Here is a 26,040-nt window from a genome sequence, read left to right on the forward strand (position 1 = left end):
CAGTCGTTAACACTGTGACACCCCATCTGGTGGCCTGCGGTTGGTGGCATGCACGGCGAAGGAGTTCGGCGTGGCGAGGACTGATTCGACGGGTTCGACATGGCGGTACCGGTGGGCGCGCCGGCAGAACGAGCGCAGGCTGCGGCTGTTCCGCAGCGCCGAGGGAACCTGGCGGCGACGCGACGACGAACTGCGCCGCCTGCGTACGCTCGCCGAGCAGTGCCAGGGCTCGGCCACGGCCGGCGACGGCCTTCCGCTGGAACTGGCCCCCGGCGAGGTGGTGCTCCGGGTGGTGCCGGCGGCGCAACTGGTGGAGATGCGGCACAACGCCGTACTGCCCGCCCCCGATCTGACCGTGGGCGCGCAGACGGGTCGGCTGCGTCGGCGTCTGCCCGACGGGGTACGGGTCACCGACGCCGGCATGGCGGTGGTCACCAACCGCCGGCTGGTGCTGCTCGGTGGGCGGGGCCGACGTGACTGGGCGTACGGCAGGATGACCGGTCTGAACCACGACCCGCACGCGTCGGTGACCCTGATCCAGGTGCTGGACCGGCGGCGGACCTCCGGGGTGCTGCTGCGCCCGGACGTGGCGGCCGAGTTCCGGTTCGTGCTCACCCTGGCCTTCGCCGACGCCATCGAACAGCGCCAGGCGGTCATCGACCAGCTCGACGAGTTGATCGACGAGCACGCCCGGCTGCGTCCGTCCCGTCCCGGCATCGCCACCCCCGGGCAGGCCCGGCTGTTGGCACTCATTCCCGGTGGCCGACGGACCGCCGTGGTCGCCGCCGCGTTGGCCGTGATGGTGCCGGTGGCCCTGGCCAACTCCGGCCCGTCCGACCCGACCGGCACCGAGACCGCGGTGGCCGCGACCGGAGCGCCGGCCGCGACCAGCACCTCGACCGCAGCGCGCGGCACCGGCTCCACGGCGGTGCCGCGCAGCACCGACACCAGCACCGCCAGCCCGAAACCCGAGCGGCGCTGCGGCGCCCCCAAGAACCCGATGGGGTACGACTTCTGCGGCGGGAAACGGGTCCGTGAACCGGCCCGCGAGGTGTGCGACCACTTCGACTGCGTGCCCGGCTTCTGGGAGGGGCGCGGCTACCTGGTGCAGTGCGAGAACGGCAAGGTCAGCCTGGCCGGCGGCAGCCCCCGGGCCTGCGGCCTGCACGGCGGCGTACGCCGCACCGTCACGGCCTGACCCACCCGGCGCCGCCTCCGCACGACGTTGGGAACGCCAGGTGAGGCCGCACTATCCCCGAAGTTGCTGGGTGGCGCCGGGTGCGAGGCCGCACTATCCCCGAAACCGCTGGGTGGTGTGCGCGGCCGACGTCCGTCGACGGACGACGGGGCACGGTCAGGGGTTGGTTGCCGCCGCCTCGGCGGCGAGACGCTCGGCGCGGCGCTGCCCCCACTCGCCCAGCGGGCCAAGCGCCTCGTTGAGCGACCGGCCGTGCTCGGTCAGGGAGTACTCCACCTTGGGCGGGACCTCGCGGTAGACCTCGCGGTGGACCAGACCGTCCTGCTCCATCTCCCGCAGGTGCTGGATGAGCATCTTCTCGCTGACCCCGGGCAGGCCCCGCCTCAGCTCACCGAACCGCCGGGTGCCGTAGTTGTCCAGCTCCCACAGGATCAACGACTTCCACTTCCCCGACACCACGTCCATCGCGGCGTCGATCCCGCAGATGTAGGGGCCGCACCTGTCACCCGACGCCATGGACCGCCTCCCCGGTAGCCGATCTTGATCACTTACCTGTAGGTAAGTATTGAACAGAATAGTGGGTACTTGCCCGCTCGATTGTGGTCGCCAACCATGGTGATCGGCGCGCGCCCGTCAGATCACCGGACAGAGCAGGGGGCCACCGAATGACAGTCAGCACCACCTTCCTGGGACTGGGCGCGATGGGCAGCGCGCTCGCGACAGCGGCGTTGGACGCCGGCCACCGGGTCGCCTGTTGGAACCGCACAGGTCACCGGGCCCAGAGCCTCGGCGAGCGGGGCGCCGTCATCGCCGACAGCGTCGAGCAGGCGATCGCCGGTACCCGTACGGCGATGGTCGGCTCCGAGGGGGTGCCGGCCGGCGAGTTCGTCCGGCGGCAGGCGCCGTTCCTGGCCGCGATGACGGAGCAACTGGCCGGCTTCGCCGCGACCATCGACGAGCAGGACTACCTCGGGCCGGGCCAGCAGAGCCTGCGGTTCACCGAGACGGCCCTCAACACGGTGATGCAGGCCAGCACCGGGCAGGGCGTCACCGATGAGGTGCTCAAGCCGGCGCACGACATGGTCCGTCGGCAGCTCGCCGCCGGGTTCGGGGAGCACGGTACCGCCCGTATGTTCGAGGAACTGAGGAGTGTCCGATGAGCGGGACGAGCGATCTCCGACCGGTCACCGTCATCGGTCTCGGGCCGATGGGGCAGGCGATGGCCGCCGCCCTGATGCGCGTCGGACATCCGGTCACGTTGTGGAACCGCACCCCGAGCCGGGCCGACACCCTGGTCGCCGGGGGAGCCACCCTCGCGCCGTCGCCGGCAGCCGCCGTCGCCGCAAGCAAACTGACGATCCTCAGCCTCACCGACTACCCGGCGATGTACGACATCCTCGGCCCGGTGGCCAGCGCGGCCGGGGCCCTGACCGACCGCACCCTGGTCAACCTCAGCTCCGACACCCCCGACGCCTCGCGACAGGCGGCGACGTGGGCCGCGAGCCACGGTGCGCGGTTCGTGACCGGCGGGGTGATGGTGCCCGCCCCCATGATCGGCACCAGCGATTCGTACGTCTTCTACAGCGGAGCCCGCGAGGCGTACGAACGCAGCGAACCGGTGCTGCGGATCATCGGCGAGCCGAGGTACCTGGGCGCCGATCCGGGGCTGGCGCAGCTGTTCTACCAGGCACACCTCGACGTCTTCCTCACCTGCCTGTCGAGCCTGCTGCACGCCACCGCGCTCGTCACAGCAGCGGGCGTACCAGCGGCCGAGTTCCTGCCCGGCGCGCTGACCACACTCACCGACATCCCGGCGATGATCGGCGACGGGTTGGAACTGGCGCGCGCACTGGAGGCCGGCGAGCACCCGGGCGATTTGAGCACGGCGCGGATGATGGGTGCCACGGCCGAGCACATCCTGCGGACCAGCGAGACAGTCGGCGTCGACGTCGAGCTGCCGAAGGCGGTCAGGTCGCACTACCAGCGGGCGGTCGCCGCCGGCCACGGCGACCAGGACTGGACCGCACTGTACGAGGTGATCCGGGCCGGTTAGGGCAGCTCGGCGGTGCGGTCGGCCAGGCGGGACAGGGCGGGCACGGCGGCGCGCAGCCGCTCCCGGTCGCCTGCGTCCAGGTCGGCCAGGGCGGCGGCGAGCAGCTCGCGGCGGTACTGCCCGTAGGCGGCGATGCGCTCGTACGCCACCTCGGTCAATTCCAGCCGGACGGTACGCCGGTCGGCCGGATCCCGGTCCCGGCGCAGCAGACCGGCGGTGGTCAGTTCGCCGACCAGGGTGCTCACCGTGTTCGCGGCGGTACCCAGACGCTCGGCGGCCTCCCGAACGCTGATCCCGGGCTGGCGCTGCACCAGCCGCAGCACCTCGACCTGCGCGTCCGGCAGGGCGGCACGTCCGGTCCGCTGGATGGCCCGACGGCGGAGTACCCGGTGCAGGTCACTGAGGGCCGCGCCGAGCTGGTCGAGCGTCTCGTCGGTCACAGTGCCGCCCTTTCACGCTGCAACACCTCTGTAGGCAGAGCTACCGTAGCCGAACGCCCCCGGCAGCCGGCCACGCCGTGGTGGCGCCGACCGCCGAGGGGAATCGATGCCGCAGACCGACGTGCCCGTACGCCCGCCGGAGCGCATCACCCCACCCACCGGCCGCGCCGCCCTCGGGCTGCTGGTGCTGCTCGGTTCGCTCACCGCGATCGGTCCGCTCTCGCTGGACACCTACCTGCCGGCGTTTCCCGGGATGACCCGCGACCTGGCCGCCAGCCAGGCACAGATCCAGCTTTCCCTGACCACCTGCCTGATCGGCATGGCCCTGGGCCAACTCGTCACCGGCCCGCTCAGCGACCGCTGGGGGCGACGCCTTCCGGTGCTTGTCGGCGTCGCCGCGTACACCCTGTTGTCGCTGGTCTGCGCCCTCGCACCGTCGGCGGAGACGCTCGCGGTGGCCCGCTTCGCACAGGGCTTCGCCGGTGGCATGGGCACGGTCGTCGCCCGCGCCGTCGTCCGTGACCTGTATTCCGGCCGGGCCGCCGCCAAGTACTTCTCCCGCCTCGTCCTGATCTTCGGCATCGCGCCGATGGTCGCCCCGGCCCTCGGCAGCCTGGTGCTCAACGTCGGCGACTGGCGCACCATCTTCGTCGCCCTCGCGCTGGTCGGTGCCCTGCTCGCCACCGCCGTCGCGCTGCGGCTACCGGAGACCCTGCCCGCCGCGCGGCGCAGCACCGGTGGCCTGGCCGCGACCGCCGCCGCCGGGCGCACGCTGCTCACCGACCGCGTCTATCTCGGGTACGCGCTGACCCAGGGCCTCGCCTTCGCCGGCCTCTTCGCCTACCTGTCCGGTTCCTCGTTCGTCCTCCAGGACGTCTTCGGTCTCTCCGCCAGCACGTTCAGCCTGGTCTTCGGTGCCAACGCGCTCGCCTTCGTCGCCGTCGGCCAGCTCAACGCCCGCCTGCTCGACCGCTACGACCCCCGACCGCTGCTGGTCGGCGGTCTCGGTCTCGGCCTGCTCGCCGCCCTCGGTGTGCTCGCCGGGGCACTGCTGAACAACCTGCCCGTGGTCATCGCCGCGCTCTTCGTCTTCCTCGGCTCGCTCGGCCTGGTGATGCCCAACGGGACCGCCCTCGCCCTGGACCGGCACGCCGCCCGCGCCGGCACCGCCGCAGCACTGCTCGGCGGCATCCAGGCCGTGGTCGTCGCCAGCGCCGCACCCCTTGTCGGGCTCGGCGGCGAGGGCAGCGCGCTCCCGATGGCCGTGGTGCTCAGCGCCGCCGCAGCCGCCTCGCTCCTGATGCTGCTGACCCTCGCCCGCCCCACCCGCGTGCGTTAGCTGCGGCAGCGCCGGCTACTGTTCGGGCTGCTCCGGCCCGTTGGCGAGCGCGGCGGAGAGCCGTTCCAGGTAGGCGTCAACCTGCCCCATGTCGTAGCCGCGCAGGGCGACGGTGAGCGTCGTGGGATCCAGCTCCGCCCTGACCGCCTGACGCTGCGCTGCCGTCCCCGAGGCGAGCGCGTCCAGGCCCCGCCGGACCAGGTCGTCCACCATGCGCTTCTCATAGCCGCGCAGCGCCGTGTCGAAGGCCGGCTCGGAGACAACTCCCGGCCGGCCCTCCCGGAGCTCGGGTCGGTTGCGCCGGGCGTCGGTGAAGCGACCACCGCTGATCCGGTTCAACTCGGCGGCCACCTCGTCCGCGGACTCCCGCACGTCGGCGAGGCTGAGCAGCACCAGCGCGGGCCGGTCGTCGACCGGGCTTCGACCAACGAGCGGACGGTCGATTGTCGACCCGACGCCCGGGACCAGCAGCAAGGAGGGGGTAGCCGGTGTCGCAGCCGCTGCCCGTGCGGGTTGGCCCAGCACGATCGTGTCGATCTCGGCCCACGGCACCAACCGGTTGAGCCCGGCGACCCGCAGGTCCAGCCCGTCGGGGCCGATCCGGAACCGGAACGGCCGCAGCGACCGAGCGGTGATCCAACCACCCGTCAGCAGTGCGGCTCCGGCGAAGATCGATGTGCCCATCCCGGGAGAGCCAAGCAGGAGGGACACCCCGAACGCGAGCAGCAGCACCCCGGGCGCCAGCGAACGTCGATTCCTGCGCAGCTCCATGACGACACCTCGATCAGCTAAGTGGCGTGCAGAGCATGGCACGCCAGCGCGACCGATGTTGACCCTGCCGGCATCGGCCACCACTGACCCCTGACCCTCAGTCGGGCGGGACGGCCGCGTCAGGCCAGCGGGCGATCAGGGTCGACAGCTCGTCCAGCAACGAGTCCACCTCGGTGCGGTCGTAGCCCAACTCGCTGGTGGGCAACTCCGCCCGAGCCTGATCGAGCATCTTCTTGGCTTCCGAACGCACCACCGACTGTTCGAAGAGAAGCACATCCTGTCCAGCCTGAATCAGCTCATTGACCCGGGCGGGCTCGTACCCTCCCGGCCGCATGGTGAATCGCGGCGAGTCGAAACGGGCACGGCGTAGTTGGCGGACGTCTGTGAAGCGGCTCCCGGCGCAGCGGGCCAGAACCGACGCCACCTCGTTCACCGGCTGCTTGACGTCGACGAGGTCGACCAGGACCAACGCCGGCCGTCCGTCGAGCGGGCTCCGGCCGTCGAACGGGCCGCCGATCGTCGAACCCGCCGCCGGCACCAGCAGCAGAAAGGTGGAGATCCGGTGCTTCTCGCCCACCGTCGGCACCTGTGGGTCGAGAATGATCGTGTCGACCTCGGCCCACGGCACCGCCCGGCTGAACCCGGGTACTTGGACGACCAGACCGTTCGGCCCGATGTGGAACTTGAACGGCCGGCGTTGGGCGAAGACCATCCCGCCACCTATCAGCAGGGTCATGAGGCCGAAGATCCACCCGAACACGGTGAGACGCTCGATGCAGCCCAGCACGAGCGCGCCGGTCACGAAGAGGAACAGGCCGAACACCAACAGGGTGCGGTCTCTGCGCAACTCCACATCGATCCCCTCGGATGCGCGAGTCGTTGGGGAGAGCATGGCACGGCGGACACCTGGACGGCGGTCCACCGACGGGTAGGCGACCGCCGTGGTTGGCGATGATGCGGCCGTTTGTCAGGTCGTGCCGAAGTCGGGGATGGTGATCGTGCCGTCCGCGGCGATTGGGAAGCCGGGATTCCAGGCGATCTCCCAGAGGTGCCCGTCCGGGTCGGTGAAGTAGCCGGCGTACCCGCCGTAGGAGGTGTCGCGGGCCGGTTGGGTGACCTTGGCACCGGCCCGGGCGGCGGCGGCCATCAGCTGATCCACCTCGGCGCGCTCGCGTACGTTGTGGGCCAGCGCGACCCCGGCGAACCCGCCCGCGCCCCGGTCCTCGACACCGGCGTCCTCGGCCAGCGACTGCCGCGCCCACAGCACCACGGCGAGCCCGCCGGCCTGGAAGAACACGGTCTGCTCGACCTCTTGGCCCTGCCAGCCGAGCTGCCGGTAGAAGTCGCGGGACCGGCCCAGGTCGGCGACGCCGAGCGTGATCAGGCTGAGTCGCTGTTCCATCGTGGCAAGGTAACCCGGAGCTGCGACGGCTACCCGAGGGGGACCTGGACGGCGACGTCGTGTTTCGGGTAGAGCGAGGCGAACTGGTCAGCACCGTACTTGTCGCGGAACATCGCCACGACGTGGTCGACCCGGTCGGCCTCGGTGATCGGGGTGGCACTCGAACTCAGCGCGGTGCCGTCGACGGCCAACTGGACCATCGGGGTCTGCTTGACGTTCTTGTACCACTGACTGTCCGAGCCGGTCACCGGCACCAGGAAGACGCTGTCGTCCTCCTGCACGAACCAGACCGGATGGGTGATCTGCCGCCCGGTCCTGCGGCCGGTCACCGTCAGCTCGACTTCCTGTACGCCATCAAGTGCGTCACCTATCGCGTTGGTCATGGTTCCCCCGGCAGCTTGCCCCGACGATGCCTCTGCTGGCCAGGCTAGGGACCGACGCCGGGCCGCGTCGCCGGATCCGGCAGCTTCGCCCGGCGGAAACAGAGAACTCCCGGTGCCGCGTGGCGCGGCACCGGGAGTTCCTGCTCAGGGTCAGCTCAGCGGAGCGCCGCCGGGCTGCGCCACGTTGTTGACCGTCAGGGTGTACGGGGCGTACTGCGTGACCTGCTCGGTCGGCTCGTCGTAGGCGACGATGGCGACCACCTTCGGGAAGGCGGACAGCAGCGCCGTCTGGATCAGACCGAGGGTGAAGTTGGACTTGCCGTCGGCCTCCACCTGGTAGGCCAGCTTGAGCTTCTCGTTGATGCCGACGAAGCGGACGTTCCAGTTCGCCACCGGCGTCGGGTTGATCTCCGACGGCGAGTCGAACGGCTCCAGGCTCGAACCGTCGCTGACCAGCGTGCCGCCGACCGCGATGTCGTCGATCAGCAGACCGCCCTCGTTGACACCGCCGTCGCTGACGTACCGGAAGCTGACCAGCACGTCCTGCCCGGCGTACGCGGACAGGTCGAACGAGTGCGGCTGGAAGCCGTCGGTGGTGCCGTTCAGCGCCGGGCCGAGCGGACCGGCGACGGTCTCCTCACCGGGGATGACGGTGTAGCTCTCGCCGCCGTCGGTGGAGACGCTGACGTAGCCGTAGTCGTAGCCGGCCTCGGCACCGTACTTCGCCAGGAAGGTGAGCGTCGGGTCGGCGGCCGGCACGGTCACCGGGGTGACCGCGGCGACGTCCAGGCTGTTGCCGTTGCCGGACCACAGCACCGGGTTGCCGCTGCGATCCGGGTCGTCGCTGACGACCTGCCAGGCCAGTGGGACCGGCGGCAACGTCTCCGCGCCCTGGAACTTGATCGAACGCAGATCGCCCAGGCCCAGCGGCTTACCGTTGGCCTTCTGCAAGGTGACGTAGTCGGCGCCGTTGGGTGCCGCGCCACCGGCCGCGTACGAGGCGGGGTTGGCCAGGTTCACGGTGGCGTCGAGGCTGGCCGTGGTGACCCGGCGCTTGTCCACCCCGAGCATGATGCCCCGCTTGGAGTTGCCGACGATCCGGTCCACCAGGTTCATCGTCTGGTAGTCGTGGATCACCTTGTACATGTCCTTGACGCCCTCGGCCTTCAGCGCAGCCTCAAGGCTGGCGAAGCCCTGAAGCTCACCGTCGCGGTGCAGCCGCGAGATGAAGTCCAGGCCGTAGCGGTCGTACAGGAACAGCACGAACGAGTAGACGTTGCCGTAGTCGGCCAGCACGCCACTCGACGTGCTGCCCTCGTTCCACAGGTTTATCGAGTTCTCCGGGCCACCACAGTCCCGTGGATTCGTGTTGTAGTCCGTCTGGACGATGCCGAAGCCCTGGAAGCAGTAGATGTGGCTGTCGGTGCCAGGCTCGTCGACTCGGGCGGTGGCGTCGACGTACCCGGCGAGCGTCTGCACGAAGTCGGAAAGACCCTCGTTCAGCCAGGTCGTCTCGAACGGGTCGGTGTAGTAGTGCGCCAGGTGCTGCCACTCGTGGATGAACGTGCCCTCGTACAGCTGCGGGCGGGCCGGCCGGCTGGTGCACAGGTCGTCGGTCGGCTCGTTCGGCGGGTTCGCGCCGGTGCGGTGCGCCCAGTCGAACGCGTCGACAGTCATGATGTTGCGGTCGAGCAGCTCGTTGAAGAGCGAGAAGTGGAACCCGGCGATGTAGCTGGGGGCGGCCGGGAAGTCGTAGAAGTTGTCGTCGCGTACGTTGTCGACGAGCGTGACCGTCCGGTTGCCGGCACCGGTGAAGTCCCCGCCGATCTGCGCGTTGCTGCCGTCCCGCTCCGGCGGGGTGCTGAACGCGGCCGTCGACTTCGGGTACATGTTGGTGTCGAACTCGTGGATCAGGCCCGCGACCTGCTCGTCGGTGACCACCGTGGAGTTCGGGATCTGCCGGCGGCAGTCGCCCTCCGGGAACTCCGTGTCGTTGGCGACCCACACCTCGATGTTGTCGCCCACGCCACGCAGCGTGTAGTCCTTCAGGTAGATCTCGCCCAGGTAGTCGTCAAGCGCGAGCCACTGCCGCACCGTGCCGACCGGCGGCGTCTCGGCCGCCACCGCCGTCGACCGGGCCTGGGTACGCGGCTGATACTGGGTCGGGGCCTCCAGACGCTGCCCGTTGAAGGTGAAGTCCTTGCGGGTCAGCTCCCGGACATCACTGGCGAGCCCGGTTGCCGGGGCCGGCACCGGCTTGACGGTCGCGGCCTCCGGGGTGGCCGAGGCGGCGGTCGGCTGAGCGATGACGAGTAACGGTAGGACGATGGCGCTGGCTGCTATCCCCGCGAAGCGGCGTCGTGCCACGAAACCTCCTCATAGGTGGAAGACCACCGGCCCGGGGTGGCCCGGGCACCAGTGGATCTACGCACGCTGATCGAGCGTCCCCGTATCCTGTGCACGTCGCCCCCGATCAGGCAACCCTTCACCGGAATCAATCGAGGTGGTGAGGCTTTCGCGCCAAGCGCCCGATCAGCCGCAGTTACCCCAGCTGTACCGGCCGGCGCTCTGCCAGCTCGTGAAATACAGGACCTCGCCGTTGTACATGACGCACTTGTCCCGGGCGGAGCGCTGAATCGCCGCGTAGTACTTGTAGCTGCCCGGGTCGTAGGCCCAGGAACCGCCCTGCACCCGGATCCCGGCGGAAACCCCGGTCGTCGAGCCCACCGCCACCCGCTTGAGGGTGACGACACAGTTGTACCCGCTGGCGCTGTTGTACATCAGGTAGACATCGCCCACCTTGGTGCCATCCGGTGCGGAAATCGACCGGTGGCCGTCAGTGGTGTGGGCCCACGAACCACCGAAATCGTTGTTGCACGCCTGTGCCGCGGTAAACGGATTCGTCGCGGCCTGTGCCGGCGACGCGAGCGTCACCGCCGTCACCGTCGCCGAGACAATCGAGATGGCCAGTCGTCGTGCCAGTCCCCGCATTACGCCCTCCTGATGCTCCGGCGCGAAGATCGCGCACCTGCGCTGGCATCCTGCCACATTGGAGGCTCACCAAGATCCACGGGCCGCCGATTGCCCGGATGCGGTCCCTGGCCGGCCTACGTAGCGCTGACCGTCGCGCTCCACCGCCCCTGTGCCGGGGGTCTGTGCAACGCGGTCCGGGCTGATCGGGTGGTGCCGACCTGGCCGGAGGCGGTTTCAGTCGAGTTCGACGAAGGGGCGGTTGAGGTGCGCGGTGGCGAGCACCGCGCGTTCGCGGCGGGCCGTGTCGAGCAGCCTGCGGCGGGTCAGCCGGGCCAGGTCCTGGTCCGCCTCGTACCGGTAGGCGACGTCCGGGTCGGCGACCTGGACGGCGTGCACGAGCACGTCACCGGTGACCACCACCTGGTCGTGGCGGCCACCCTCCACCAGCACCGACTGGTGCCCCGGGGTGTGGCCGGGCGTGGGCACCACCCGGATGCGGTCACCGCGGCGGCCGGCGGCAGTGCGACGGTCGGCCCCCGCCCGGGCACCGCTGAGCACCACCGGACCGTCCACCGGGTGCAGTTGCCCCGCCGCCCGCAACGGCCGCACCACGTACCCCAGCATCTCGCTGCCGCCCGCTTCCAGCGCATCGAGTTCACGCTGCTGCACCACGTACCGTGCGTTGGGGAACATCGGCATGCCCTCGGCGGTGACCGCCCAGCCGGCGTGGTCCTCGTGCAGGTGCGTCAGCACCACCGTGTCCACCCGCCGCACGTCGATCCCGCTGCCGGCCAGCAACTGCGGCAGCGCGCCCGGCACCGGCGCCCACGCCGAAGCCGGGCTGCCCTCCGGCCCGATCCCGGTGTCCACAAGCGTGTACCGGTCGCCGGGACGGCGGATGGCGTAGCAGCGAAAGTCCAGGTGCCACGTCCGGTCCGGCCCGAACGCGGCCGGGTCGATGCGCCGTGCCGCCGCCCAGTCATTTCCCGACGCCCCGGAGAAGGCGTCGTCGTAGCTGAGGAAGAACGGGCCGGCAGCGTCGCGCAACGCGAGCACCTCGAAGCAGCCCACTGACCGGATCTCTGAGCAGCCGGACCTCGCCCTCCCCTGCGCAGGATGACCATCCGCCTGTGCGGGCCGAGCTTCCGCCTGCGCGGGCCGGGCGGCGAGGACACCGCCGCCCACGGCCGCCGCCCCCAGCAGCAACGTCCGCCGGCTAACCCCTTCTCGCGAGTACGACACAGCACTCTCCTCCATCCACGTCCACGTCCACGCCGACAGCCGTAACCGGGCCGGCTGGGTGTCAGGAGATCAGCGGGTCGAGGGCGGGTGCCAACGATTCGAGGGGGTTCTAATGTTGGCGAGTGTTGACTCTGCACGTCGACGCGGAACGGCTCGTCCGGTCACGGTTTGCGCTGTCGCGGCTGACGGAGGTCACAAACGCGCTGGAGGTGCTCGCCCACCCCGAGCGGGCACCGTACGCCCGCAGCTGGGTGACCCAGACTCGGCGTACCCTCGACCCGGGCTCGGTCGACGTGCTGTTCGCGCTGGTCAACGGGGCCGCCGCGTACATCCCGGATTTTCTGTCCCCGCTGCCCGGCAGCTACCAGCCCACCCTCGATGAGGAACTCGCGGCCGTGGCGGCGACCACCGCCGAGGACGTCCACCGGCAGCTGCGGACGGCGTTCCGGATCGGCCCGCCCCCGCCGGTCCTGTTGGAACGCAGCCCGACCGGACGCGACCCCCGGCCACCACTGCCGGCCACGGTCGCCGAGCTCCTGGCCCGACGTGGCGAAAAGGTGCTGCTCAACCGCGTCGTCGACCAGCTCGCCCGCTTCTGGCGGCACACGCAGGTCGACCTGTGGCCGACCCTGCACCGGGTACTCGACGAAGACATCCGCCACCGCGCCACACTTGCCACCCGGACCGGCCTCGCCGACATCGTCCGCACCCTCGACCCGAGGCTGACCTGGGACGGCCGCCGGGTAACCCTCGACTCGCCCGCCGAGCTGTCCCTCGACGCGGCGCAGGGGCTCATCCTGTCCCCGTCGGCGTTCCTGCCCCGCCCAGCGGTGTACCTGGGCGCACCCGGCCTGGTCATGGTCGGCTACCCGGCGCGCGGGCGGGGTCAGGTGTGGTCGCTGCCCGCCCCGGCCGGCGAGGAGACCGGCATTCTCGGCGCGCGTCGGGCCGCACTGCTGACCGACCTGGCTACGCCGCTGACCACGACCGAACTGGCGGCGCGGCACGGGATCAGCCCGGCCACCGTGTCGTACCACCTGGGGCGGCTGCGCCGGGCCGGGCTCGTGCTGTCGCGGCGGGAAGGGCATGAGGTCCGGTACGAGCGCACGCGAGCGGCAGTGGAGCTGTTAAGGGCGCTGCGCGGCGGCGATGGCTGACAATCGGCGAAGCCCGTATTCGTCCCGTTCAGTGTTCACGCGGCATCGTCCGAGTCCCGATCTCCGCGCTTCGTTCGAGGCATGAGTGTCCCCGCTGAGACGCCCCTGAACCGAACGTATAAGCATTACCCGAAGACGCTGGGTATTGCTTATATCGACGTCTGCCTGACGCGCGCTGGCTGACCGTCATCGACGCCCGACACGCGGCACCCTGGCAAGGGAATCCACCACAGGTGGCGGCAACCTGTATTGAGTTTCCCTGCGGGATTGGGGACGGATCGGAGGCTGAGCATGTCGCTTGGCATGCTCCCGGCCACCTTCAGCTACTCCCAAGCCATGGAAGCATCGCAGCTGAACCACTTGCGGGATCAAGATACTCATTGCAACTGTTGGTAGGGGTTATGTCGCTCTGCCCCGTGGCGGCATAACTCCTACCACCTCCGTTCACGCGGCGATGGCGCGGGCGGCGGCGTACATGTCGGCGGGCAACGGGTTGTGCAGGCGCCACATGATCCGCATCGGCCGGTCGCCGGTGTGCTCCTGGTAGGTCATCGGCCCGGCGTACAGGTAGGCCGGCGCGCCCAGGTCACGGTCCGGCACTCGGGTCTCCCGTACGAAGAGATGCACCGTGGAACCGCGGGCGGCGTGGTGGATGTAGCGCTGGCCGGTCGCGGACGCCGACGACGTGGTGCTCTGCGACTCCCACTGAAACAGCGTGTCGGTGATGGCCCGGTCGGCGTACATCGTGGTGGGGGAGTAGTGCTGCTCGGACTTGACCAGGGTGACGAAGAAGATGTCGGCCTTGGCGTCCGGTAGCCACTTCACCCCTTCCCGCAGCGATCCCGGGTTCGCCATGCCAAAGGCGGCGCATGCCTCGTTGCGGCTGTACCGGGCGTGCACGTTCAGCGGCAGCCCGTCGACCGGCACCGTCACCCGGTGAATCCGCTCGCGGAGCACCTCGGCGACCTGTCGCAGCTCGGCACAGCGTGCCGGCTCGGCCCGGAGCCGCGCCAGCCGCTCGTCCCGCTCGGTGAGTGGTGCGTTCGGCCCCCACAGGTCGAAGTGCAGCATGTCCCACAGCCGCCCGACCGCCGGTCGCTCGCCGGCCGCCACCCGGGCCAGCAGGTCGAGCCGGTCCGGGTCGTCCAGGTGCAGCATCCGCCCGATGGCCCGACCCAACTCGCGGTCGTCCCGCCCGCCCGCTGAGGCTTCCAACCCGGCGAGCCGCCGCAGCCCGGTCCACCCGCCGATGCTCGCCGACCGGTAGACGTCCTCGATCTCCACGCCAGCCTCGCGCAGGAACTCGCCCAGGCTCACGTCCCCGAGCAGCCGTAGCTCCTTCACCAGCCCGGTCTTCGAGGTCGGCATCGCCGAGCGCAGGTTGGCCAGCACGATGTCCTTAGCCACCCGGTCGAGCTGGATGTGGCAGCCGCTCGGCAGGGACGGGAAGTCGTCGCGTACCGCCTCGGTTATCGCGCGGCGGCTGACCCCGGTCAAAGCGCGCCAGCGGAGGTCGAAGCGGAAATTGGCGTGCTGCCCGCCGATGAAGTCGAGCACGGTCAGGCACGGCTTGTCGTCGTCCAGGCGCAGCCCACGGCCGAGCTGCTGAAGGAAGATCGTGGCACTCTCGGTGGGCCGCAGCATCAGGATCGTGTCGACCATCGGCAGGTCGACACCCTCGTTGAACAGGTCAACTGTGAACAGCACCTTGACCGTGCCGTCCCTGAACTCCTTGAGCAGCGCCTGCCGACCGGCACCGTCGACTCGGGAGGTGATCGCCGCCGACCGCACACCGTGCCTGCTGAACCAACCCGCCATGAACTCGGCGTGCCCGATGCTCACGCAGAACCCGAGCGCCCGCATCCGGTCGACATCGACGCTGTCCCGTACCGCCCGCAGCACCATCCGCGCCCGCGCGTCGTTGCCGGTGTAGACGCCGTCCAGCTCAGTCGGGTCGTACCCCTGCCCGCGCTTCCAGCGCAGCTGCGACAGGTCGACATCGTCGTGCAGCCCGAAATACTGGAACGGCGCGAGCAGTTGCCGCTCCAGCGCCTCCCACAGATGCAGCTCAACGGCGGCGCGACCATCGAACCACCGCCGCACGTCGCCGCCGTCACTGCGGTCGGGCGTCGCCGTCAATCCCAGCAGTACGCGCGGCTTCAGTCGGGTGAGGAGTCGGGCGTACGTCGGCGCTTCCGCGTGATGGAACTCGTCGACAATCACCATGTCGTACGCCTCGGGGTCGATCTCCCGCCGGTGCAGCGACTGGATCGAGGCAAAGACGTGCCGCCAGCGCTGCGGCTCCCGGCCCCCGACGAGCGTCTCGCCGAAGCTACCGTCCCCCATGACCTGCCGGAACGTCGCCAGGCTCTGCCGCAGGATCTGCTCCTGATGCGCCACGAACAGCAACGAGTCGACGGCCTTCTCCCGATGCAGCCGGCGGTAGTCGAGCGCCGCCACCACCGTCTTGCCGGTACCGGTGGCCATCACCACCAGATTCCGCCAGCGGCCATGGACCTTCCGCTCGGCGTCCAGATCGGCAAGCACCTCGGCCTGGTACGGGTACGGCCGAACATCCAGGTTGGCGATCTCGGTCGACGCTTCGTCGCGCCGCTCCCCACGCAGCGCTGTGCGCAGCCGCTCTGCGTCCCTGCCCGGCTGGTAATCCTCGAACGCCGGGTCGTGCCAGTAGTCCTCGAACGTGGCGGTGAACGTGTCGATGACGTACGGCTGCTCGACGTTGGAGATCCTGACGTTCCACTCCAACCCGTCGACAAGCGCCGCCTTCGACAGGTTCGACGACCCGACGTACGCGGTGGTCATGCCGTTGTTGCGGCGGAACAGCCACGCTTTGGCGTGCAGCCGGGTGGTACGCGTCTCGTAGGAGATCTTGATGTCAGCGCCGAGTTCGGCGAGGTGGTCGAGGGCGCGTTGGTCGGTCGCCCCTAGGTACGTCGTGGTGATGACCCGGAGCCGGCCACCTCGGTCGATCAGGTCGCGGATGGCGGGCTCGATGATGCGCAGGCCATGCCACTTGATGAACGCGCAGAGCAGGTCGACCCGGTCTGCGGAGGCCATCTCATGGGTGACCTCGTGACCGATGCGCGGCTGGTGACGGCCGTTGACGAGGAGCGCACCGGACGAGAGCGGGGTGGTGGGGCGCGGCGGGAAGGTGGGCTGCGCGGGTGGGGTGGGCGGGGCGGCGATGGCGTGCAGCAAGCGCTGGGCGTCCGTGATCTGGTCGGCGTTGTCGACCGCGCGCGGCTCGGCCCGGCCGATGTTCTCGGCGATCCGGTTGGCCAACTCAACCTGGCGAGCTAGCTTGTCCTCGCCACCGCCGACGGCGAGCAGCGCCCGCCGGGCCAAGCCTGCGATGTGCCGAGAGAGCACGTCGGGCGCATCGGCCAATTCGATCTTGTCGTGTTGGACCAAGGCCGGGGCAACCTGTCGAAGTCGCTCGGCGAGCTGTTCGGTGATCAAGTGCTCGTAGATACCTCGGTCAAGGTCGGCCACGCCGGGAACCTAACAATTCCCGCAGGCGGACGCCGCCCCGCACACGCCGATCGCTTCAGTCGTGGTAGGGGTGCCGGGCGAACAGCTCGACCACCCGGGCGTGCCGATTGCACCTTGTGCCACGTCGGCTCTCCCTCGGTAGGCAAACCGTCAGCCGACCTGGGCATACTCTGCCCGGGTCCGCTCGCCTGCCGGGAGGCTACCGCATGCCACAGCGCCGCCATTGGCACGAACTTCCCGAAGAAATACGCCAACGCGTTGAACATCGGGCAGGCGCTGTCCATGCGGCCTACTCCGTACCGACCGGTGCCTCCTGCGACCTGGCCGCCGTTATCGACACCGACGCCGGCCGAGTCTTCTGCAAGGGCGGCGAGACCGATGGTCCGACCGCCTGGCTCTACCGCAACGAGGCCCGCGTCAACCCCTGGCTACCCGATGTGGCGCCCCGCCTGCGCTGGACGATTGAGGCGAAGGGCTGGTTGATGCTCGGCTTCGAGTACGTTGCCGGCCGGCATGCCGATCTTGCTCCAGGCTCGCCGGATCTGACTGCGGTCGCGGACCTGCTCGGCACCCAGAGCCGTCTCCTGACTCCAAGCCCGCCTGTCCGGGTGCAGCGCTTCGCCGACCGTTGGTGCGGCCTGATCGCTCCCGAACTGGTGGACGGCGACACGCTCCTGCACACCGACATGACGCCGCGGAACTTCCTCGTCGCCGATCGGCTGCGGCTCGTCGACTGGTCCAGCCCGGCGCTCGGCGCGGCGTGGATCGACACCGCCCTCATGTTGGTCCGCCTCGTCCGCGCCGGCCATCCGCCCGCCGAAGCCGAGGCATGGGCCGGGCAGATCCCGAATTGGGCGCATGCCTCCGAGGAAGCGCTGGATGCCTTCGCCGGCGGGCTGTTGCGCCTGTGGGAGCGCAAGCAGCGGTCCGCACCAAGCCCCCACCACGGACCGTTGCTCCGTGCCGCCCGCGAGTGGCGGGACCACCTGGCGACTCGCAAGAGCCGATAGCCGACGGCAACGGACAAGTGCCTATCAGCTAGTCGAGCAGGTCATCCGGCCCGCCCCGCTGATTCCGCTACTTCAGGACCACGACGGCTCGTGCGCGGTCACCGAGGAGTAGCCTCCGGGCATGCCCGAGCGCTTGAGCGACGACCTGCTGGCTGGCTTCACGTCTCCCGTGCCATACACGGTGGAGGCTGTGGCCGAAGCTCCCCGCGCGCCCGGCGTGCATGTGGTCCTCGACGGCGGCACGGTGATCTACGTGGGTCGGACCGGGAACCTACGCAGCCGCCTCCGGCAGCACCTGACCGGCAATCGCGAGTCGTCGGTGCTGCACGAGCAGGTCGGCCAGATTCTCGACAAGCAGGGCCCGGTGGCGAGCCCGCACGACATCGCCGACTGGCTGGGCCGGCGGGAGATCCGCTGGCAGGAGACCGACAACCCGGAGGGTACCAAGGAAGCGCTGGTCTTGGCCCTCAAGCCGCGCTTCAACCGTCAGGTGCCGCACCCGCGCCGCTGAGCCTGGTCGTGCTGCCTGCAATACACCGACGGACAATTGAGTGCCGGAGGTTATGCGAACCGGAGACGGTGAACGGCCGTATGCCAATCCAGTTCAGCAGGTAGGGGTGTCACGGCGACCGCCGCGTCCTGTAGCAATCGCAGGTGCCGGTCATAGCTCGGGTGTGCGGTCAACTGCTCCTTGACGTTCGGAAACGCATGGACCGGGATGCCCGCACCGAGCGCTTCGTTGAGGATGCCGAGCGCGAGGGTGTCGTTGATGCCCTGAGCCCACTTGTTGATGACGTTGAAGGTGGCGGGCACGACGGCGACGGCCGTGGCCGGCGGATGCGGCTCCGGCTCGCCGGGCTTCCGCCATTCCACCCGCACGGGGTAGCCGGTCTGCGCTGCTAGCGCCTCTCGGTCGATCCAGGTCGCGGCGGTCGGGGTGGCAGTGAGACAGACGGTCCAGCTGTCTTCCTGTAGTAGATCGATCAGCTCACCGATCCTCAGCACCGGAGGCGCCGCGCAGACGACCAGGGCGAGTACGCGTGACTGGCTCATGCCAGCAGTCCGGCCCGCTCCGCGAGTGGCCGTAGTCCTGGCGTCGCCGTCCGGCGCTCCTTCGCCAACAGGTGGAGCAGGAGCGTGCGGGCCTGTACGTTCGCGTACACCATCTCGGCGGCAACCCGCTCGGCTTCGAGCAAGTGAAGCACGCAGATCGACCTGTCATTGGACGACATCAGCGCTGCCGCCGCCAGGTCGACGTGCACCTGTGCCCTCCGGCCAACCAGCACGATGGGCAGTCGCGACGTGTCGAGCCGAGCACCAATCTCCATGGCCTGGTCCGGGTTACCCGCGCGCACGGCGGCCGATACCGCGTGAATGACGACGTTCGTTGGGCCGAAGCCCGTCCACAGCCGGTTGCGGTCGGCGCCCAACGTCGTTGCCAGCCGTTCGGCACGCGTGAGGAAGTAGCCCGCTTGCTTCGTGTCGCCCTGCGCAGCAGTCATGACGGCAGCAAGAAGTAGTAGCGCTCCCTGAGCGGAGAGCAGGTCAGGGTTGGAGGTTGAAGCAGCCGAAGCCAATGAGTCGATGCTGGTTCGTGCCACCTGCTCGGCTTCTACCGATCTTCCGGGCTGCCCCATCAAACCGCATGCCGCCTGGTAGGCGGCAACAGCAGCAAGCGCCCGATCGTCGGCCAGACGTGCGGCGGTGGACGCCCGGTCAGCCGTCAACAGGGTCGCCTCACCGTCACCCACCTTGGCGGCGAGCTTGGAGGCGGCGATGTAGGCGGCGGCGAGCAGCCGAAACGCACTGGTGCGGTGTATGCCGGCGGCGCTGCTGGTCAGGGCCGTCGCATGGCTGAGCACATCCGGCATCAGGCGGGCCGCCGACGTGTAGCTCGCTCGCTGGTAGAGGTTGTGCACCCTGCCCACAGCACGCCGGACCTCGGGCAGCGGTGGTGCCGGTTGTGCTGAGTCCGTGAGGTAGGTGCTGAGGAAGGTCCGAAGGCCATTCAAGAGATCAGACCTAGCGGCGGCGGAAACGGGATCACGCTCCATGTCCCTCACGGCCTGCCCTCGATGCGCTGCCACTGACACGTCGACGAGCATGTCGTCGAGCTGTTCGAGCGTAACGCGCAACGCGGACGCAATTCGGGTGCGATGCCACGGCTGCGGGTCGGTCTCCGCGTTCTCCCACCGCACCACAGTGGACCGCTCCACACCAAGAGTGTCGGCCAGACGCTCCTGGCTGTATCCGAGCGCCTTACGCCGCTGGCAGAGTCGCTGTCGCTTCAAGGCCACGGCCGATCTCCCTCCGCTTTGGCGTCACTGTAGTAACCCTGCGTCGACCACGCGGGTACGCAGATGCCTCTTTTCTGCGTCACGCAGGCCCCTCCGGCGCTGTAGTACCTGCTCAAGTGCTCGCCGAGGCTGGACACGAGGCCCGGGGCGGGTGCTGGGCTCCGGTGGTACCGGCCCCCGACGGTGCGCCGTCCCCGCCCGCCTCGGTGCCGCAACCACAGCAGGGGAGGGACATGGATTCGATCGACGAGGTGCTCGGCGAGCTGCCGATGCCGCCGTACGTGACCGCAGAGGATGTCGGTTTCGCCGTGCGGGCGGTGACCGTACACGCCGCCGAGCAGTGGCCCGAGGGGCCGCGCTGCCGGAACGATCGTGCGCCGCATCCGTGTCGGCTGCATCGGTGGGGGCGGCGGGTGCTGGACCGGCGTGGCCTCAGCGACCGGCAGGTGCAGGCGCTGATCGCCGAGCAGGAGGCACCGCGGAAATGATCTACCTGTCCGGGGAACGCCTGCACCCCCATCACATCCGCACCGCCGAATTCGACAGGCGCTGGCGGGGTCTCGACCCGCACCAGGTGTACGACTACCTGAACCGAGCGGCCGACGAGATCGACAGGCTGCACCGGGAGCTGACGACCGCCAACACCGAGGCCGAGCGGATCCGGCAGGCGCTGCGGCAGTGGCAGTCCCGGCACGCCGACGGCCGGCAGGCCCGGCACGCCGACCGTCGGCCGGCAACCCACGACCATCAAACGGGGGAGCGGCGGTGAGCCGGGAGGCGGTGACCCGTTGGCTGCGGCTGGTCGAGGCGGACGCGGAACTGTCTGCGTACCTCATCGGGGTTGATCGGGACCGACTCGCCGCGTACCTGACCCGGCAGCTTGCGGCCGGCGGACCGGTTTTGGACGGCTGGCCGGGGCTGCCGGAGGCGCAGCGGCGGCGGGCCGCCGACTACCTGGCCGGGGTTCTCTCCGCCCGCGACCACCCGGTCATCGACGAGGCCGCCGCACGTTTCCGAGCCGAGCTGCGCTGCCCGGGGCTGCTGCCGGAGCGGGCGACGGCGCTCGTCGTCGCCGCGTTGGCCCGGCTGGTCGGCAGCGGCGGTGACCGGGCCGGGCGGTTGGCGCTGCTGGCAGTGCTCGGCCGGGTTTACCGCCGGTACCGGCTGCGCCCCGAGCACGGTCCGCTGATCGGTGCCGCGTTGGTGCCGGTGGCACCGCGACTGTGCCCGCAGCCGGTCGGCTGGGAGCGACGCTGGCGGCGGGCCTGGGCGCTGGTCGAGCGCGCCGCCGGGTGGATGGGCGACGGGCCGGCGTTCTGGCCCGCCGAGGTGGTCGGCCGCGACCTGGCCGCCGAGGGCATCGCCATCCTGACCGTACGCCCCTGGCGGCGGCTGCCGTTCCGCCCCGGCCAGGCGGTGCCGGTCTGCGTGCCGCAGCATCCCGGCCGGTGGCGCTGGTACTGCCCGGCCAACGCCCCGCGCCCCGACGGCACCGTCGAGCTGCACGTCCGCGCCGTCCCCGCCGGCACCGTCTCCCGCAGCCTCGTCCACGAGGTACGCCCCGACGACCTGCTCCATCTCGGCCCACCCGTCGACATCGGCCTCGGCCTGCCCGCCGCCCCGGAGCTGTCCGCTGCTGGCGGCCCCGCCGAGGCGGCATCCGCCAGGGCTGAGCCGGCCAGGGCGGGACGAGCCACTGCCCGGGATCTGCTGCTGGTGGCCGGCGGTACCGGGCTGGCCCCGCTGCGCGCCCTGGTCGAGCAGGTCGCCACCGCGCCGGCCGGTCGTCGGGTGACCCTGATCGTCGGCGTACGCACAGTGGCCGACCTCTACGACGCGATCACCCTGGACAAGCTCGACCAGGCCCACCCCTGGCTGACCGTCGTCCCGACCTTCTCCCACGACCCGTTCGTCACCCCCGCCGAACAGGGCGACGCGCTGACCCTCGCCCTCGACCGCTACCGCCCCAACCAGCACGTCTACGTCTGCGGTCCGCGCTCGATGCTCGACCTCGCCCGCCACCGACTTCCCGCCACCGGGATGCCCGCCCACCGGATTCACCTGCCCACGATCCGGTGACGGTTCGGTACCCCGTCATGTGCTGAGATCGGCTTCTGATTGCGATAAATCGGAAACGCTCTCGCCGGGGCTGCAACCCGCTGGCAACTATTCTGGGTGCTCGCTCCATCACTCTGGGAGGTGGCGATGGTGGCTCAGTGGGAGGCTGATCGCGCGGCGACGTTCGCGCGGCGTCTCGGACGGTCGGCGGCTGAGCTCGGGGAGAGCGGAGGCACGACCACCTGCCCCGATATCTGGGAGCTGTCCAATGGGGACATCGCGGTGATTGGCCGGGACCTGACGGCGCACTACGCGGGTCGGCTGCCCTCAGGCGTCAGCGTCGGCGACGATGAGCGGCTCGTGGTCCTGCCACGCAGCATGATTATCGCGGCGAAGCCGGACATCCCGAATGCGTGACCTGCTGCGGGCATGCTCCGGTCAGCGGCTGAGCCTGTCCGACTACGAGGCCGACTTTTATGCCACGGTCGAGTCGGTGGACGGGCCGATCCTCAAGACCGAGCGGCTGCAGAGCTTTCGCGAGCCGGGCAGCCCGAGCTGGGAGGCGTTCGCCGCTGGCCAGTGGGGGGAGGCGCTGCGCATCGCCGCCGAGCCCAACCCGGAGCTGAAGCGCTTCCTCGACCGTCTCGCCGAGTTGGGCTCTGGGCTGCATCGGCTTCGCGTCGTGACACTGCCCCTCAGTCCCTATCTGATTTGGGAACTGCACTTCCTCCGCTTCCGAGCCGAGGTGGGAGAGTTGATCCGGGTGCTCGCCACTACCACGGAGGCGATCCTCGAACATGAGCGCGAGCACGGCATCGTCCCCGAGTTGATGGTGGTCGGCCGCCGGGCGGTCTATGAGGTCCGCTACGACGCGAGCGGGACACCGATCGGAGCGGACAAGTTCACCGACCCGGCGGTGGTGGACGGCTGCCGGGAGCGGGTCGCTTCGTTACTTGCCGAGGCGGAGCCGTTCGACTCCTTCTACGACCGGGAGGTCGATGGGCGCAGGCCGCCTGACGGGCACCTGTAGTAGCCTGCCTCCACCTGTGAGCGTGGAGGCGTGATGCCCCAACTGCGGACGGTTGCCGGCCTGGTACGAAGATCGGCGATGCCGACCGCTTTGCTGCTGGTGATCCTGACGATCCTGGTGGCGGTCCTGCTATCTCCCTTGGGTCTGCTCTGGATCGGCGAACGGCCCGGCTACGACTGGCCGCTTTTGGGCAATGTTGGAGAGGCGTACGGCGCGGCATCGGCGATCCTCGCCGGTCTTGCGCTCACCGGCGTGGTCACCTCGCTGATTATTCAGGCCAGGGAAGCGAAGGCGGCCCGCGAACAGACGCTGCGGGCCCTGCACGCCGACCTGCTGAAGATGGCCATCGACGACCCCGGCTTGCTTGATTGCTGGGGTCCCATCGAACAGCCGTCCGACATCGAGTGGTTCCGCAAGCACGTCTACACCAATCTGATCGTTTCCCACTGGCAACTGATGTGGGAGGTCGACGTCCTCAGCGAGCCGCACCTGCAAGTCCTTGCCGACCAGTTCTTCAAGGGCGAGGCGGGGCGGCGCTTCTGGGCCGAGGCCCGGGGGCCACGGATGAAAGCCGAAACCTCCCGACGGGCGCGCCGCTTCACCGCCATCGTTGATAAGAGGTATCTCGCCGCGCTTGCGGCAGGTCAGCCCGGAGAGAGCGCACAGCCCAGTCGAGCGACCAGCGAGCCAGCTCCGGTCACCACCCCCGACCAGGCCAACGTTGTGCGGAAGGCGGCGAGGCAGTTCGCTCCTTTTGCTGTCGGCGTGGCCGTCACCGCCGGTGCGATCGCCGCAGCCGGGTACGTGGCCGGCCGGTTGCGGACGCCACGGTGACGGCGGCCGCAGCCTCGACATCGCCTGTGCCGCGTCGATCTTGCACTTTCGGTCGGCGAGATGACCGTGATCTGGGTGTTTGCCCCGACAGAAACTGCAAGATCGACGCGGGGTCACCTCGCCGGCGCGATCGCCTTTGACAGTCGGCGATTGCGTGGGGCGGTGTCCATAGGGGTCGCGTACGTTGGGGGCATGGGATTGAGCGGTGATTACGAGCCGAGCGCGTTGGAGTGGGTCCGCGAGCAGGTCGAGCGGATCGTGCGTAACGGCACGACCGACGGCGTCACGATCGCCGGCCGGCCCATCGTGCTGATGACCTACCGGGGCGCCAAAACCGGCAAGCTCCGCAAGACACCGGTGATGCGGGTCGAGCACGACGGACACTATGCCGCCGTCGCGTCGATGGGTGGTGCGCCGAAGAACCCGCAGTGGTACGCCGCCCTGGTCGCCGACCCGGTGATCGAGCTTCAGGACGGGACGGCGACCGGGGAGTACCGGGCCCGTGAGGTGTCCGGCGACGAGAAGGCCGTCTGGTGGCGCCGAGCGGTCGAGGCGTACCCGGACTATGCCGACTACCAGCGCAAGACCGACCGCCAGATCCCCGTCTTCGTCCTCGAACCGGTTCCAGCGAAATCCTGAGCCCGCCTCTCAAGGCGCCGAGCCTGCCTGCGTCGGCTGACAGCCACGGCGATGGCTCAGGCGTACGTGTCGCCGTACTCGCGGATGTCGTTGACGTCGAGGGTGATCCGGCTGTTGTCGGCCCACTCGCCGGTGGCCTGCTGCCAGCTGGGGTCGTCGCGTTCGTCGATCGCGGACCAGTTCGGGCGATGGTGGCGTAGGTAGATGGGGCCGGTCGACTCGCCGGGGGCGAGTTCCCCGCCGGTGAAGGTCAGCTCGATCCAGCCGGGGATCGGGGTGCCGGGCGGCGGGAAGACCGTCGGGGTGGGCGTCGGGGTTGGCGGCAGCGGCGACGTGGTCGTCGCGGGTGCCACTGACGATCCCGAGGCGGGCGGCGATGGCGCAGCCGGCGGTGTCGACACCGGCGCGGTTGGCGGGCCCGGCGGCAGGGGTGGTGGGAAGAACTGGATGTGGCGTTGCACGTTGGCGCAGCCGATCGCCGCCCAGTCGCAGTTGGTGGTCAGCGAGGTGTTCCCACCCTCGAACGTCAGGTGGTAACGCACCCGCACGTCCGCCAGGTCGAGCGGGGCGGTGCCCGTGTTGACGACCTGGAGGACGTGCTGGATCTGGCTGTCCGTCGGTGACCAGCTGAGGTTGCGGTAGCTGACCCGCGCCTTCCCGTACGCGGTGCGGACCGGGGTCACCGGCGAGTCGAGGGAGTACCCGGCGTCGGTGTACGCCCAGACGGTGAGCCGGTATTCGGTGCCCGGCGCGAGATCGGTGAGGGTGAGGTCGGTGCCGGTGGTGGTGCCGAGGCTGCGGTACACGTTGGGGCCGAGCCAGGCCCGCACCTCGTGCCGGATGGGCGTCCCGCCCGGCTCGCCGATCCAGGTCGACGGTGCCCAGGTGAGGGTGAGCAGGTGCGGCTCGTTGGCCACCACCACCGGTGCGCCGGGAGTGGTAAGCACCGGATCGTCGGCCGCGTGGGCGACGGCGGTGCCGGAGAGCCCGAGCACGATGCCGAGGACGGCGACGAGGGTGACCCGACGAGCACGCATAGTGCGCATGCTAGAGAGCCACATGCATGAATATCAATGGCCAGCCGTGCAGTCCCGCTCGGCTCAGACCCCTGGCCTTGGCGTGGCCGAGATCTGGGTGACGAGGAAGTCGAGCCGCTCTGCCTGGCCGTTCGGGGGAATGCGCCTGCTCTCGGTCAGGGCGGCTATGCCGTGCAGCGCGCTCCAGGTGACTTCGGCGAACAGTTCGCGTCGCTGGTTGTCCGGGTGGAAGCAGCTCACGAACTCGTCGAAAGCGGCGCGCAATGGCGGCGGCGTCTCGGCGTGCGCGAACTTCACGTCGGTCGGCAGCATGAACATGGCCTGGTAGAGGGCGGGCTGCTCGGTTGCGAACTCCAGGTAGGCGCGGCAGACGGCGTGCAGTGCCGCAGGCGACGCGGGGTCGGTGAGACGAGCACGACGCAGGCGGGCCGCGAGTTCGCCGAAGCCTTCGAGGGCGACGGCGCGCATGATGTCGTCCTTGCCGTTGAAGTGGCTGTAGAGCACCGGCTGGCTGTACTCGACGCGCTCGGCCAGTCGCCGCGTTGTCACTGCCTCCCACCCTTCGGCCTCGGCGAGCTCGCGGGCGGCCGTGATGATCAGCTGGTGGCGCTGGGCTCGTTCGCGTTCGCGGCGTTCGGAGATGGCGGACATGGCCAAATACTAG

Annotated in this window: 28 protein-coding genes; 14 read left to right on the forward strand and 14 right to left on the reverse strand. The window is 69.9% G+C overall.

All coding sequences use genetic code 11. The features are described from left to right. Positions 1–70 precede the first annotated feature (70 nt). Positions 71–1,198, forward strand: a complete 1,128-nt coding sequence (locus tag ACN26Z_RS07035; RefSeq protein ID WP_421460310.1) for a hypothetical protein — start codon at positions 71–73, stop codon at positions 1,196–1,198. A 156-nt stretch (positions 1,199–1,354) separates the two neighbouring features. Here ACN26Z_RS07035 and ACN26Z_RS07040 read toward each other — a convergent pair whose 3' ends face one another. Further along, complete coding sequence (locus ACN26Z_RS07040; RefSeq protein ID WP_282239902.1) at positions 1,355–1,714, reverse strand: winged helix-turn-helix transcriptional regulator; 360 nt, start codon at positions 1,712–1,714, stop codon at positions 1,355–1,357. Between the two features lie 149 nt (positions 1,715–1,863). Between ACN26Z_RS07040 and ACN26Z_RS07045 the strand changes: the two genes are divergently transcribed. After that, entirely contained in the window at positions 1,864–2,358 is a 495-nt protein-coding gene (locus ACN26Z_RS07045; RefSeq protein ID WP_421460311.1) for an NAD(P)-binding domain-containing protein, read from the forward strand. Continuing rightward, positions 2,355–3,251 (forward strand): NAD(P)-dependent oxidoreductase, encoded by an 897-nt coding sequence (locus tag ACN26Z_RS07050; protein ID WP_421460312.1) that lies wholly within the window; start codon positions 2,355–2,357, stop codon positions 3,249–3,251. Before ACN26Z_RS07045 ends, ACN26Z_RS07050 begins: the two co-directional genes overlap by 4 nt. Here ACN26Z_RS07050 and ACN26Z_RS07055 read toward each other — a convergent pair. Further along, on the reverse strand, positions 3,248–3,691 hold the full coding sequence (locus ACN26Z_RS07055) for a MarR family transcriptional regulator (protein WP_421460313.1): 444 nt from the start codon (positions 3,689–3,691) through the stop codon (positions 3,248–3,250). The genes ACN26Z_RS07050 and ACN26Z_RS07055 overlap by 4 nt on opposite strands. A gap of 106 nt (positions 3,692–3,797) precedes the next feature. On the opposite strand from ACN26Z_RS07055, the gene ACN26Z_RS07060 reads away from it, so the two are divergent. Then, positions 3,798–5,030 (forward strand): multidrug effflux MFS transporter, encoded by a 1,233-nt coding sequence (locus ACN26Z_RS07060; protein WP_421460314.1) that lies wholly within the window; start codon positions 3,798–3,800, stop codon positions 5,028–5,030. 15 nt (positions 5,031–5,045) lie between these two features. On the opposite strand, the gene ACN26Z_RS07065 is transcribed toward ACN26Z_RS07060, so the two are convergent. From ACN26Z_RS07065 to ACN26Z_RS07095, 7 genes are all read right to left on the reverse strand, one after another. Beyond that, positions 5,046–5,801, reverse strand: a complete 756-nt coding sequence (locus ACN26Z_RS07065; RefSeq protein ID WP_421460315.1) for a DivIVA domain-containing protein — start codon at positions 5,799–5,801, stop codon at positions 5,046–5,048. A 97-nt stretch (positions 5,802–5,898) separates the two neighbouring features. Beyond that, positions 5,899–6,654 (reverse strand): hypothetical protein, encoded by a 756-nt coding sequence (locus ACN26Z_RS07070; RefSeq protein ID WP_421460317.1) that lies wholly within the window; start codon positions 6,652–6,654, stop codon positions 5,899–5,901. 114 nt (positions 6,655–6,768) lie between these two features. Then, positions 6,769–7,203 (reverse strand): VOC family protein, encoded by a 435-nt coding sequence (locus ACN26Z_RS07075; RefSeq protein ID WP_421460318.1) that lies wholly within the window; start codon positions 7,201–7,203, stop codon positions 6,769–6,771. Between the two features lie 29 nt (positions 7,204–7,232). Further along, positions 7,233–7,586 (reverse strand): nitroreductase/quinone reductase family protein, encoded by a 354-nt coding sequence (locus ACN26Z_RS07080; RefSeq protein ID WP_421460320.1) that lies wholly within the window; start codon positions 7,584–7,586, stop codon positions 7,233–7,235. Between the two features lie 150 nt (positions 7,587–7,736). After that, complete coding sequence (locus ACN26Z_RS07085) at positions 7,737–9,953, reverse strand: choice-of-anchor J domain-containing protein (protein WP_421460322.1); 2,217 nt, start codon at positions 9,951–9,953, stop codon at positions 7,737–7,739. A gap of 165 nt (positions 9,954–10,118) precedes the next feature. Further along, positions 10,119–10,577, reverse strand: coding sequence for a hypothetical protein (locus ACN26Z_RS07090; protein ID WP_093401981.1), 459 nt, complete (start codon positions 10,575–10,577; stop codon positions 10,119–10,121). Positions 10,578–10,793: 216 nt separating this feature from the next. Then, positions 10,794–11,630 (reverse strand): MBL fold metallo-hydrolase, encoded by an 837-nt coding sequence (locus tag ACN26Z_RS07095; RefSeq protein ID WP_421460324.1) that lies wholly within the window; start codon positions 11,628–11,630, stop codon positions 10,794–10,796. A gap of 293 nt (positions 11,631–11,923) precedes the next feature. On the opposite strand from ACN26Z_RS07095, the gene ACN26Z_RS07100 reads away from it, so the two are divergent. Further along, on the forward strand, positions 11,924–12,958 hold the full coding sequence (locus tag ACN26Z_RS07100) for a DUF5937 family protein (protein WP_421460326.1): 1,035 nt from the start codon (positions 11,924–11,926) through the stop codon (positions 12,956–12,958). Between the two features lie 444 nt (positions 12,959–13,402). On the opposite strand, the gene ACN26Z_RS07105 is transcribed toward ACN26Z_RS07100, so the two are convergent. Beyond that, positions 13,403–16,471, reverse strand: coding sequence for a DUF3427 domain-containing protein (locus tag ACN26Z_RS07105; RefSeq protein ID WP_421460327.1), 3,069 nt, complete (start codon positions 16,469–16,471; stop codon positions 13,403–13,405). Positions 16,472–16,677: 206 nt separating this feature from the next. Here ACN26Z_RS07105 and ACN26Z_RS07110 point away from each other — a divergent pair, with 206 nt between their 5' ends. Together ACN26Z_RS07110 and ACN26Z_RS07115 are read left to right on the forward strand one after the other, a co-directional pair. Continuing rightward, a complete protein-coding gene (locus ACN26Z_RS07110; RefSeq protein WP_093401977.1) occupies positions 16,678–17,481 on the forward strand; it encodes a hypothetical protein in 804 nt (267 codons plus the stop codon). A 121-nt stretch (positions 17,482–17,602) separates the two neighbouring features. Further along, positions 17,603–17,992 (forward strand): nucleotide excision repair endonuclease, encoded by a 390-nt coding sequence (locus tag ACN26Z_RS07115; RefSeq protein ID WP_093401976.1) that lies wholly within the window; start codon positions 17,603–17,605, stop codon positions 17,990–17,992. Positions 17,993–18,042: 50 nt separating this feature from the next. Here ACN26Z_RS07115 and ACN26Z_RS07120 read toward each other — a convergent pair whose 3' ends face one another. Then, positions 18,043–18,534: a flavoprotein gene (locus ACN26Z_RS07120; RefSeq protein ID WP_093401975.1), complete on the reverse strand. Its 492-nt coding sequence runs from the start codon at positions 18,532–18,534 to the stop codon at positions 18,043–18,045. Continuing rightward, positions 18,531–19,778, reverse strand: coding sequence for a helix-turn-helix transcriptional regulator (locus tag ACN26Z_RS07125; protein WP_093401974.1), 1,248 nt, complete (start codon positions 19,776–19,778; stop codon positions 18,531–18,533). The genes ACN26Z_RS07120 and ACN26Z_RS07125 overlap by 4 nt, the downstream gene beginning before the upstream one ends. 233 nt (positions 19,779–20,011) lie before the next feature. Here ACN26Z_RS07125 and ACN26Z_RS07130 point away from each other — a divergent pair, with 233 nt between their 5' ends. The 7 genes from ACN26Z_RS07130 (at position 20,012) to ACN26Z_RS07160 (ending at position 24,339) form a co-directional block, all read left to right on the forward strand. Continuing rightward, a complete protein-coding gene (locus ACN26Z_RS07130; RefSeq protein WP_092382148.1) occupies positions 20,012–20,266 on the forward strand; it encodes a hypothetical protein in 255 nt (84 codons plus the stop codon). Further along, the gene (locus tag ACN26Z_RS07135) at positions 20,263–20,547 is read left to right on the forward strand and encodes a DivIVA domain-containing protein (RefSeq protein ID WP_093401973.1); all 285 of its coding nucleotides are present in this window, start codon (positions 20,263–20,265) and stop codon (positions 20,545–20,547) included. Before ACN26Z_RS07130 ends, ACN26Z_RS07135 begins: the two co-directional genes overlap by 4 nt. Beyond that, positions 20,544–21,857 (forward strand): FAD-binding oxidoreductase, encoded by a 1,314-nt coding sequence (locus ACN26Z_RS07140; protein WP_421460328.1) that lies wholly within the window; start codon positions 20,544–20,546, stop codon positions 21,855–21,857. Before ACN26Z_RS07135 ends, ACN26Z_RS07140 begins: the two co-directional genes overlap by 4 nt. A 126-nt stretch (positions 21,858–21,983) precedes the next feature. Continuing rightward, entirely contained in the window at positions 21,984–22,253 is a 270-nt protein-coding gene (locus ACN26Z_RS07145) for a hypothetical protein (RefSeq protein ID WP_421460329.1), read from the forward strand. Then, a complete protein-coding gene (locus tag ACN26Z_RS07150; RefSeq protein ID WP_421460331.1) occupies positions 22,246–22,866 on the forward strand; it encodes a DUF6879 family protein in 621 nt (206 codons plus the stop codon). Before ACN26Z_RS07145 ends, ACN26Z_RS07150 begins: the two co-directional genes overlap by 8 nt. A gap of 33 nt (positions 22,867–22,899) precedes the next feature. After that, positions 22,900–23,700 (forward strand): DUF6082 family protein, encoded by an 801-nt coding sequence (locus ACN26Z_RS07155; protein WP_282239875.1) that lies wholly within the window; start codon positions 22,900–22,902, stop codon positions 23,698–23,700. 192 nt (positions 23,701–23,892) lie between these two features. Continuing rightward, positions 23,893–24,339, forward strand: coding sequence for a nitroreductase family deazaflavin-dependent oxidoreductase (locus tag ACN26Z_RS07160; protein WP_421460332.1), 447 nt, complete (start codon positions 23,893–23,895; stop codon positions 24,337–24,339). A 56-nt stretch (positions 24,340–24,395) separates the two neighbouring features. Here the strand turns inward: ACN26Z_RS07160 and ACN26Z_RS07165 are convergent, their stop codons facing one another. Both ACN26Z_RS07165 and ACN26Z_RS07170 read right to left on the reverse strand, forming a co-directional pair. Beyond that, positions 24,396–25,376 (reverse strand): cellulose binding domain-containing protein, encoded by a 981-nt coding sequence (locus ACN26Z_RS07165; protein ID WP_421460334.1) that lies wholly within the window; start codon positions 25,374–25,376, stop codon positions 24,396–24,398. 63 nt (positions 25,377–25,439) lie between these two features. Continuing rightward, positions 25,440–26,027 (reverse strand): TetR/AcrR family transcriptional regulator, encoded by a 588-nt coding sequence (locus ACN26Z_RS07170; RefSeq protein WP_421460336.1) that lies wholly within the window; start codon positions 26,025–26,027, stop codon positions 25,440–25,442. Positions 26,028–26,040 lie beyond the last annotated feature (13 nt).

The sequence above is a fragment of the Verrucosispora sp. WMMD703 genome, from assembly GCF_049178935.1.
Lineage (GTDB): Bacteria > Actinomycetota > Actinomycetes > Mycobacteriales > Micromonosporaceae > Micromonospora > Micromonospora sediminimaris.

Bases quoted from the DNA above. Each gene is read 5' to 3' on its own strand.
- ACN26Z_RS07170 (WP_421460336.1), bottom strand. From the start codon at position 26,027: ATGTCCGCCATCTCCGAACGCCGCGAACGCGAACGAGCCCAGCGCCAC.
- ACN26Z_RS07130 (WP_092382148.1), top strand. From the start codon at position 20,012: ATGGATTCGATCGACGAGGTGCTCGGCGAGCTGCCGATGCCGCCGTAC.
- ACN26Z_RS07115 (WP_093401976.1), top strand. From the start codon at position 17,603: ATGCCCGAGCGCTTGAGCGACGACCTGCTGGCTGGCTTCACGTCTCCC.
- ACN26Z_RS07110 (WP_093401977.1), top strand. From the start codon at position 16,678: ATGCCACAGCGCCGCCATTGGCACGAACTTCCCGAAGAAATACGCCAA.
- ACN26Z_RS07090 (WP_093401981.1), bottom strand. From the start codon at position 10,577: ATGCGGGGACTGGCACGACGACTGGCCATCTCGATTGTCTCGGCGACG.
- ACN26Z_RS07065 (WP_421460315.1), bottom strand. From the start codon at position 5,801: ATGGAGCTGCGCAGGAATCGACGTTCGCTGGCGCCCGGGGTGCTGCTG.
- ACN26Z_RS07160 (WP_421460332.1), top strand. From the start codon at position 23,893: ATGGGATTGAGCGGTGATTACGAGCCGAGCGCGTTGGAGTGGGTCCGC.
- ACN26Z_RS07155 (WP_282239875.1), top strand. From the start codon at position 22,900: ATGCCCCAACTGCGGACGGTTGCCGGCCTGGTACGAAGATCGGCGATG.
- ACN26Z_RS07060 (WP_421460314.1), top strand. From the start codon at position 3,798: ATGCCGCAGACCGACGTGCCCGTACGCCCGCCGGAGCGCATCACCCCA.
- ACN26Z_RS07150 (WP_421460331.1), top strand. From the start codon at position 22,246: ATGCGTGACCTGCTGCGGGCATGCTCCGGTCAGCGGCTGAGCCTGTCC.
- ACN26Z_RS07165 (WP_421460334.1), bottom strand. From the start codon at position 25,376: ATGCGTGCTCGTCGGGTCACCCTCGTCGCCGTCCTCGGCATCGTGCTC.
- ACN26Z_RS07135 (WP_093401973.1), top strand. From the start codon at position 20,263: ATGATCTACCTGTCCGGGGAACGCCTGCACCCCCATCACATCCGCACC.
- ACN26Z_RS07080 (WP_421460320.1), bottom strand. From the start codon at position 7,586: ATGACCAACGCGATAGGTGACGCACTTGATGGCGTACAGGAAGTCGAG.
- ACN26Z_RS07040 (WP_282239902.1), bottom strand. From the start codon at position 1,714: ATGGCGTCGGGTGACAGGTGCGGCCCCTACATCTGCGGGATCGACGCC.
- ACN26Z_RS07145 (WP_421460329.1), top strand. From the start codon at position 21,984: ATGGTGGCTCAGTGGGAGGCTGATCGCGCGGCGACGTTCGCGCGGCGT.
- ACN26Z_RS07045 (WP_421460311.1), top strand. From the start codon at position 1,864: ATGACAGTCAGCACCACCTTCCTGGGACTGGGCGCGATGGGCAGCGCG.
- ACN26Z_RS07075 (WP_421460318.1), bottom strand. From the start codon at position 7,203: ATGGAACAGCGACTCAGCCTGATCACGCTCGGCGTCGCCGACCTGGGC.
- ACN26Z_RS07050 (WP_421460312.1), top strand. From the start codon at position 2,355: ATGAGCGGGACGAGCGATCTCCGACCGGTCACCGTCATCGGTCTCGGG.
- ACN26Z_RS07120 (WP_093401975.1), bottom strand. From the start codon at position 18,534: ATGAGCCAGTCACGCGTACTCGCCCTGGTCGTCTGCGCGGCGCCTCCG.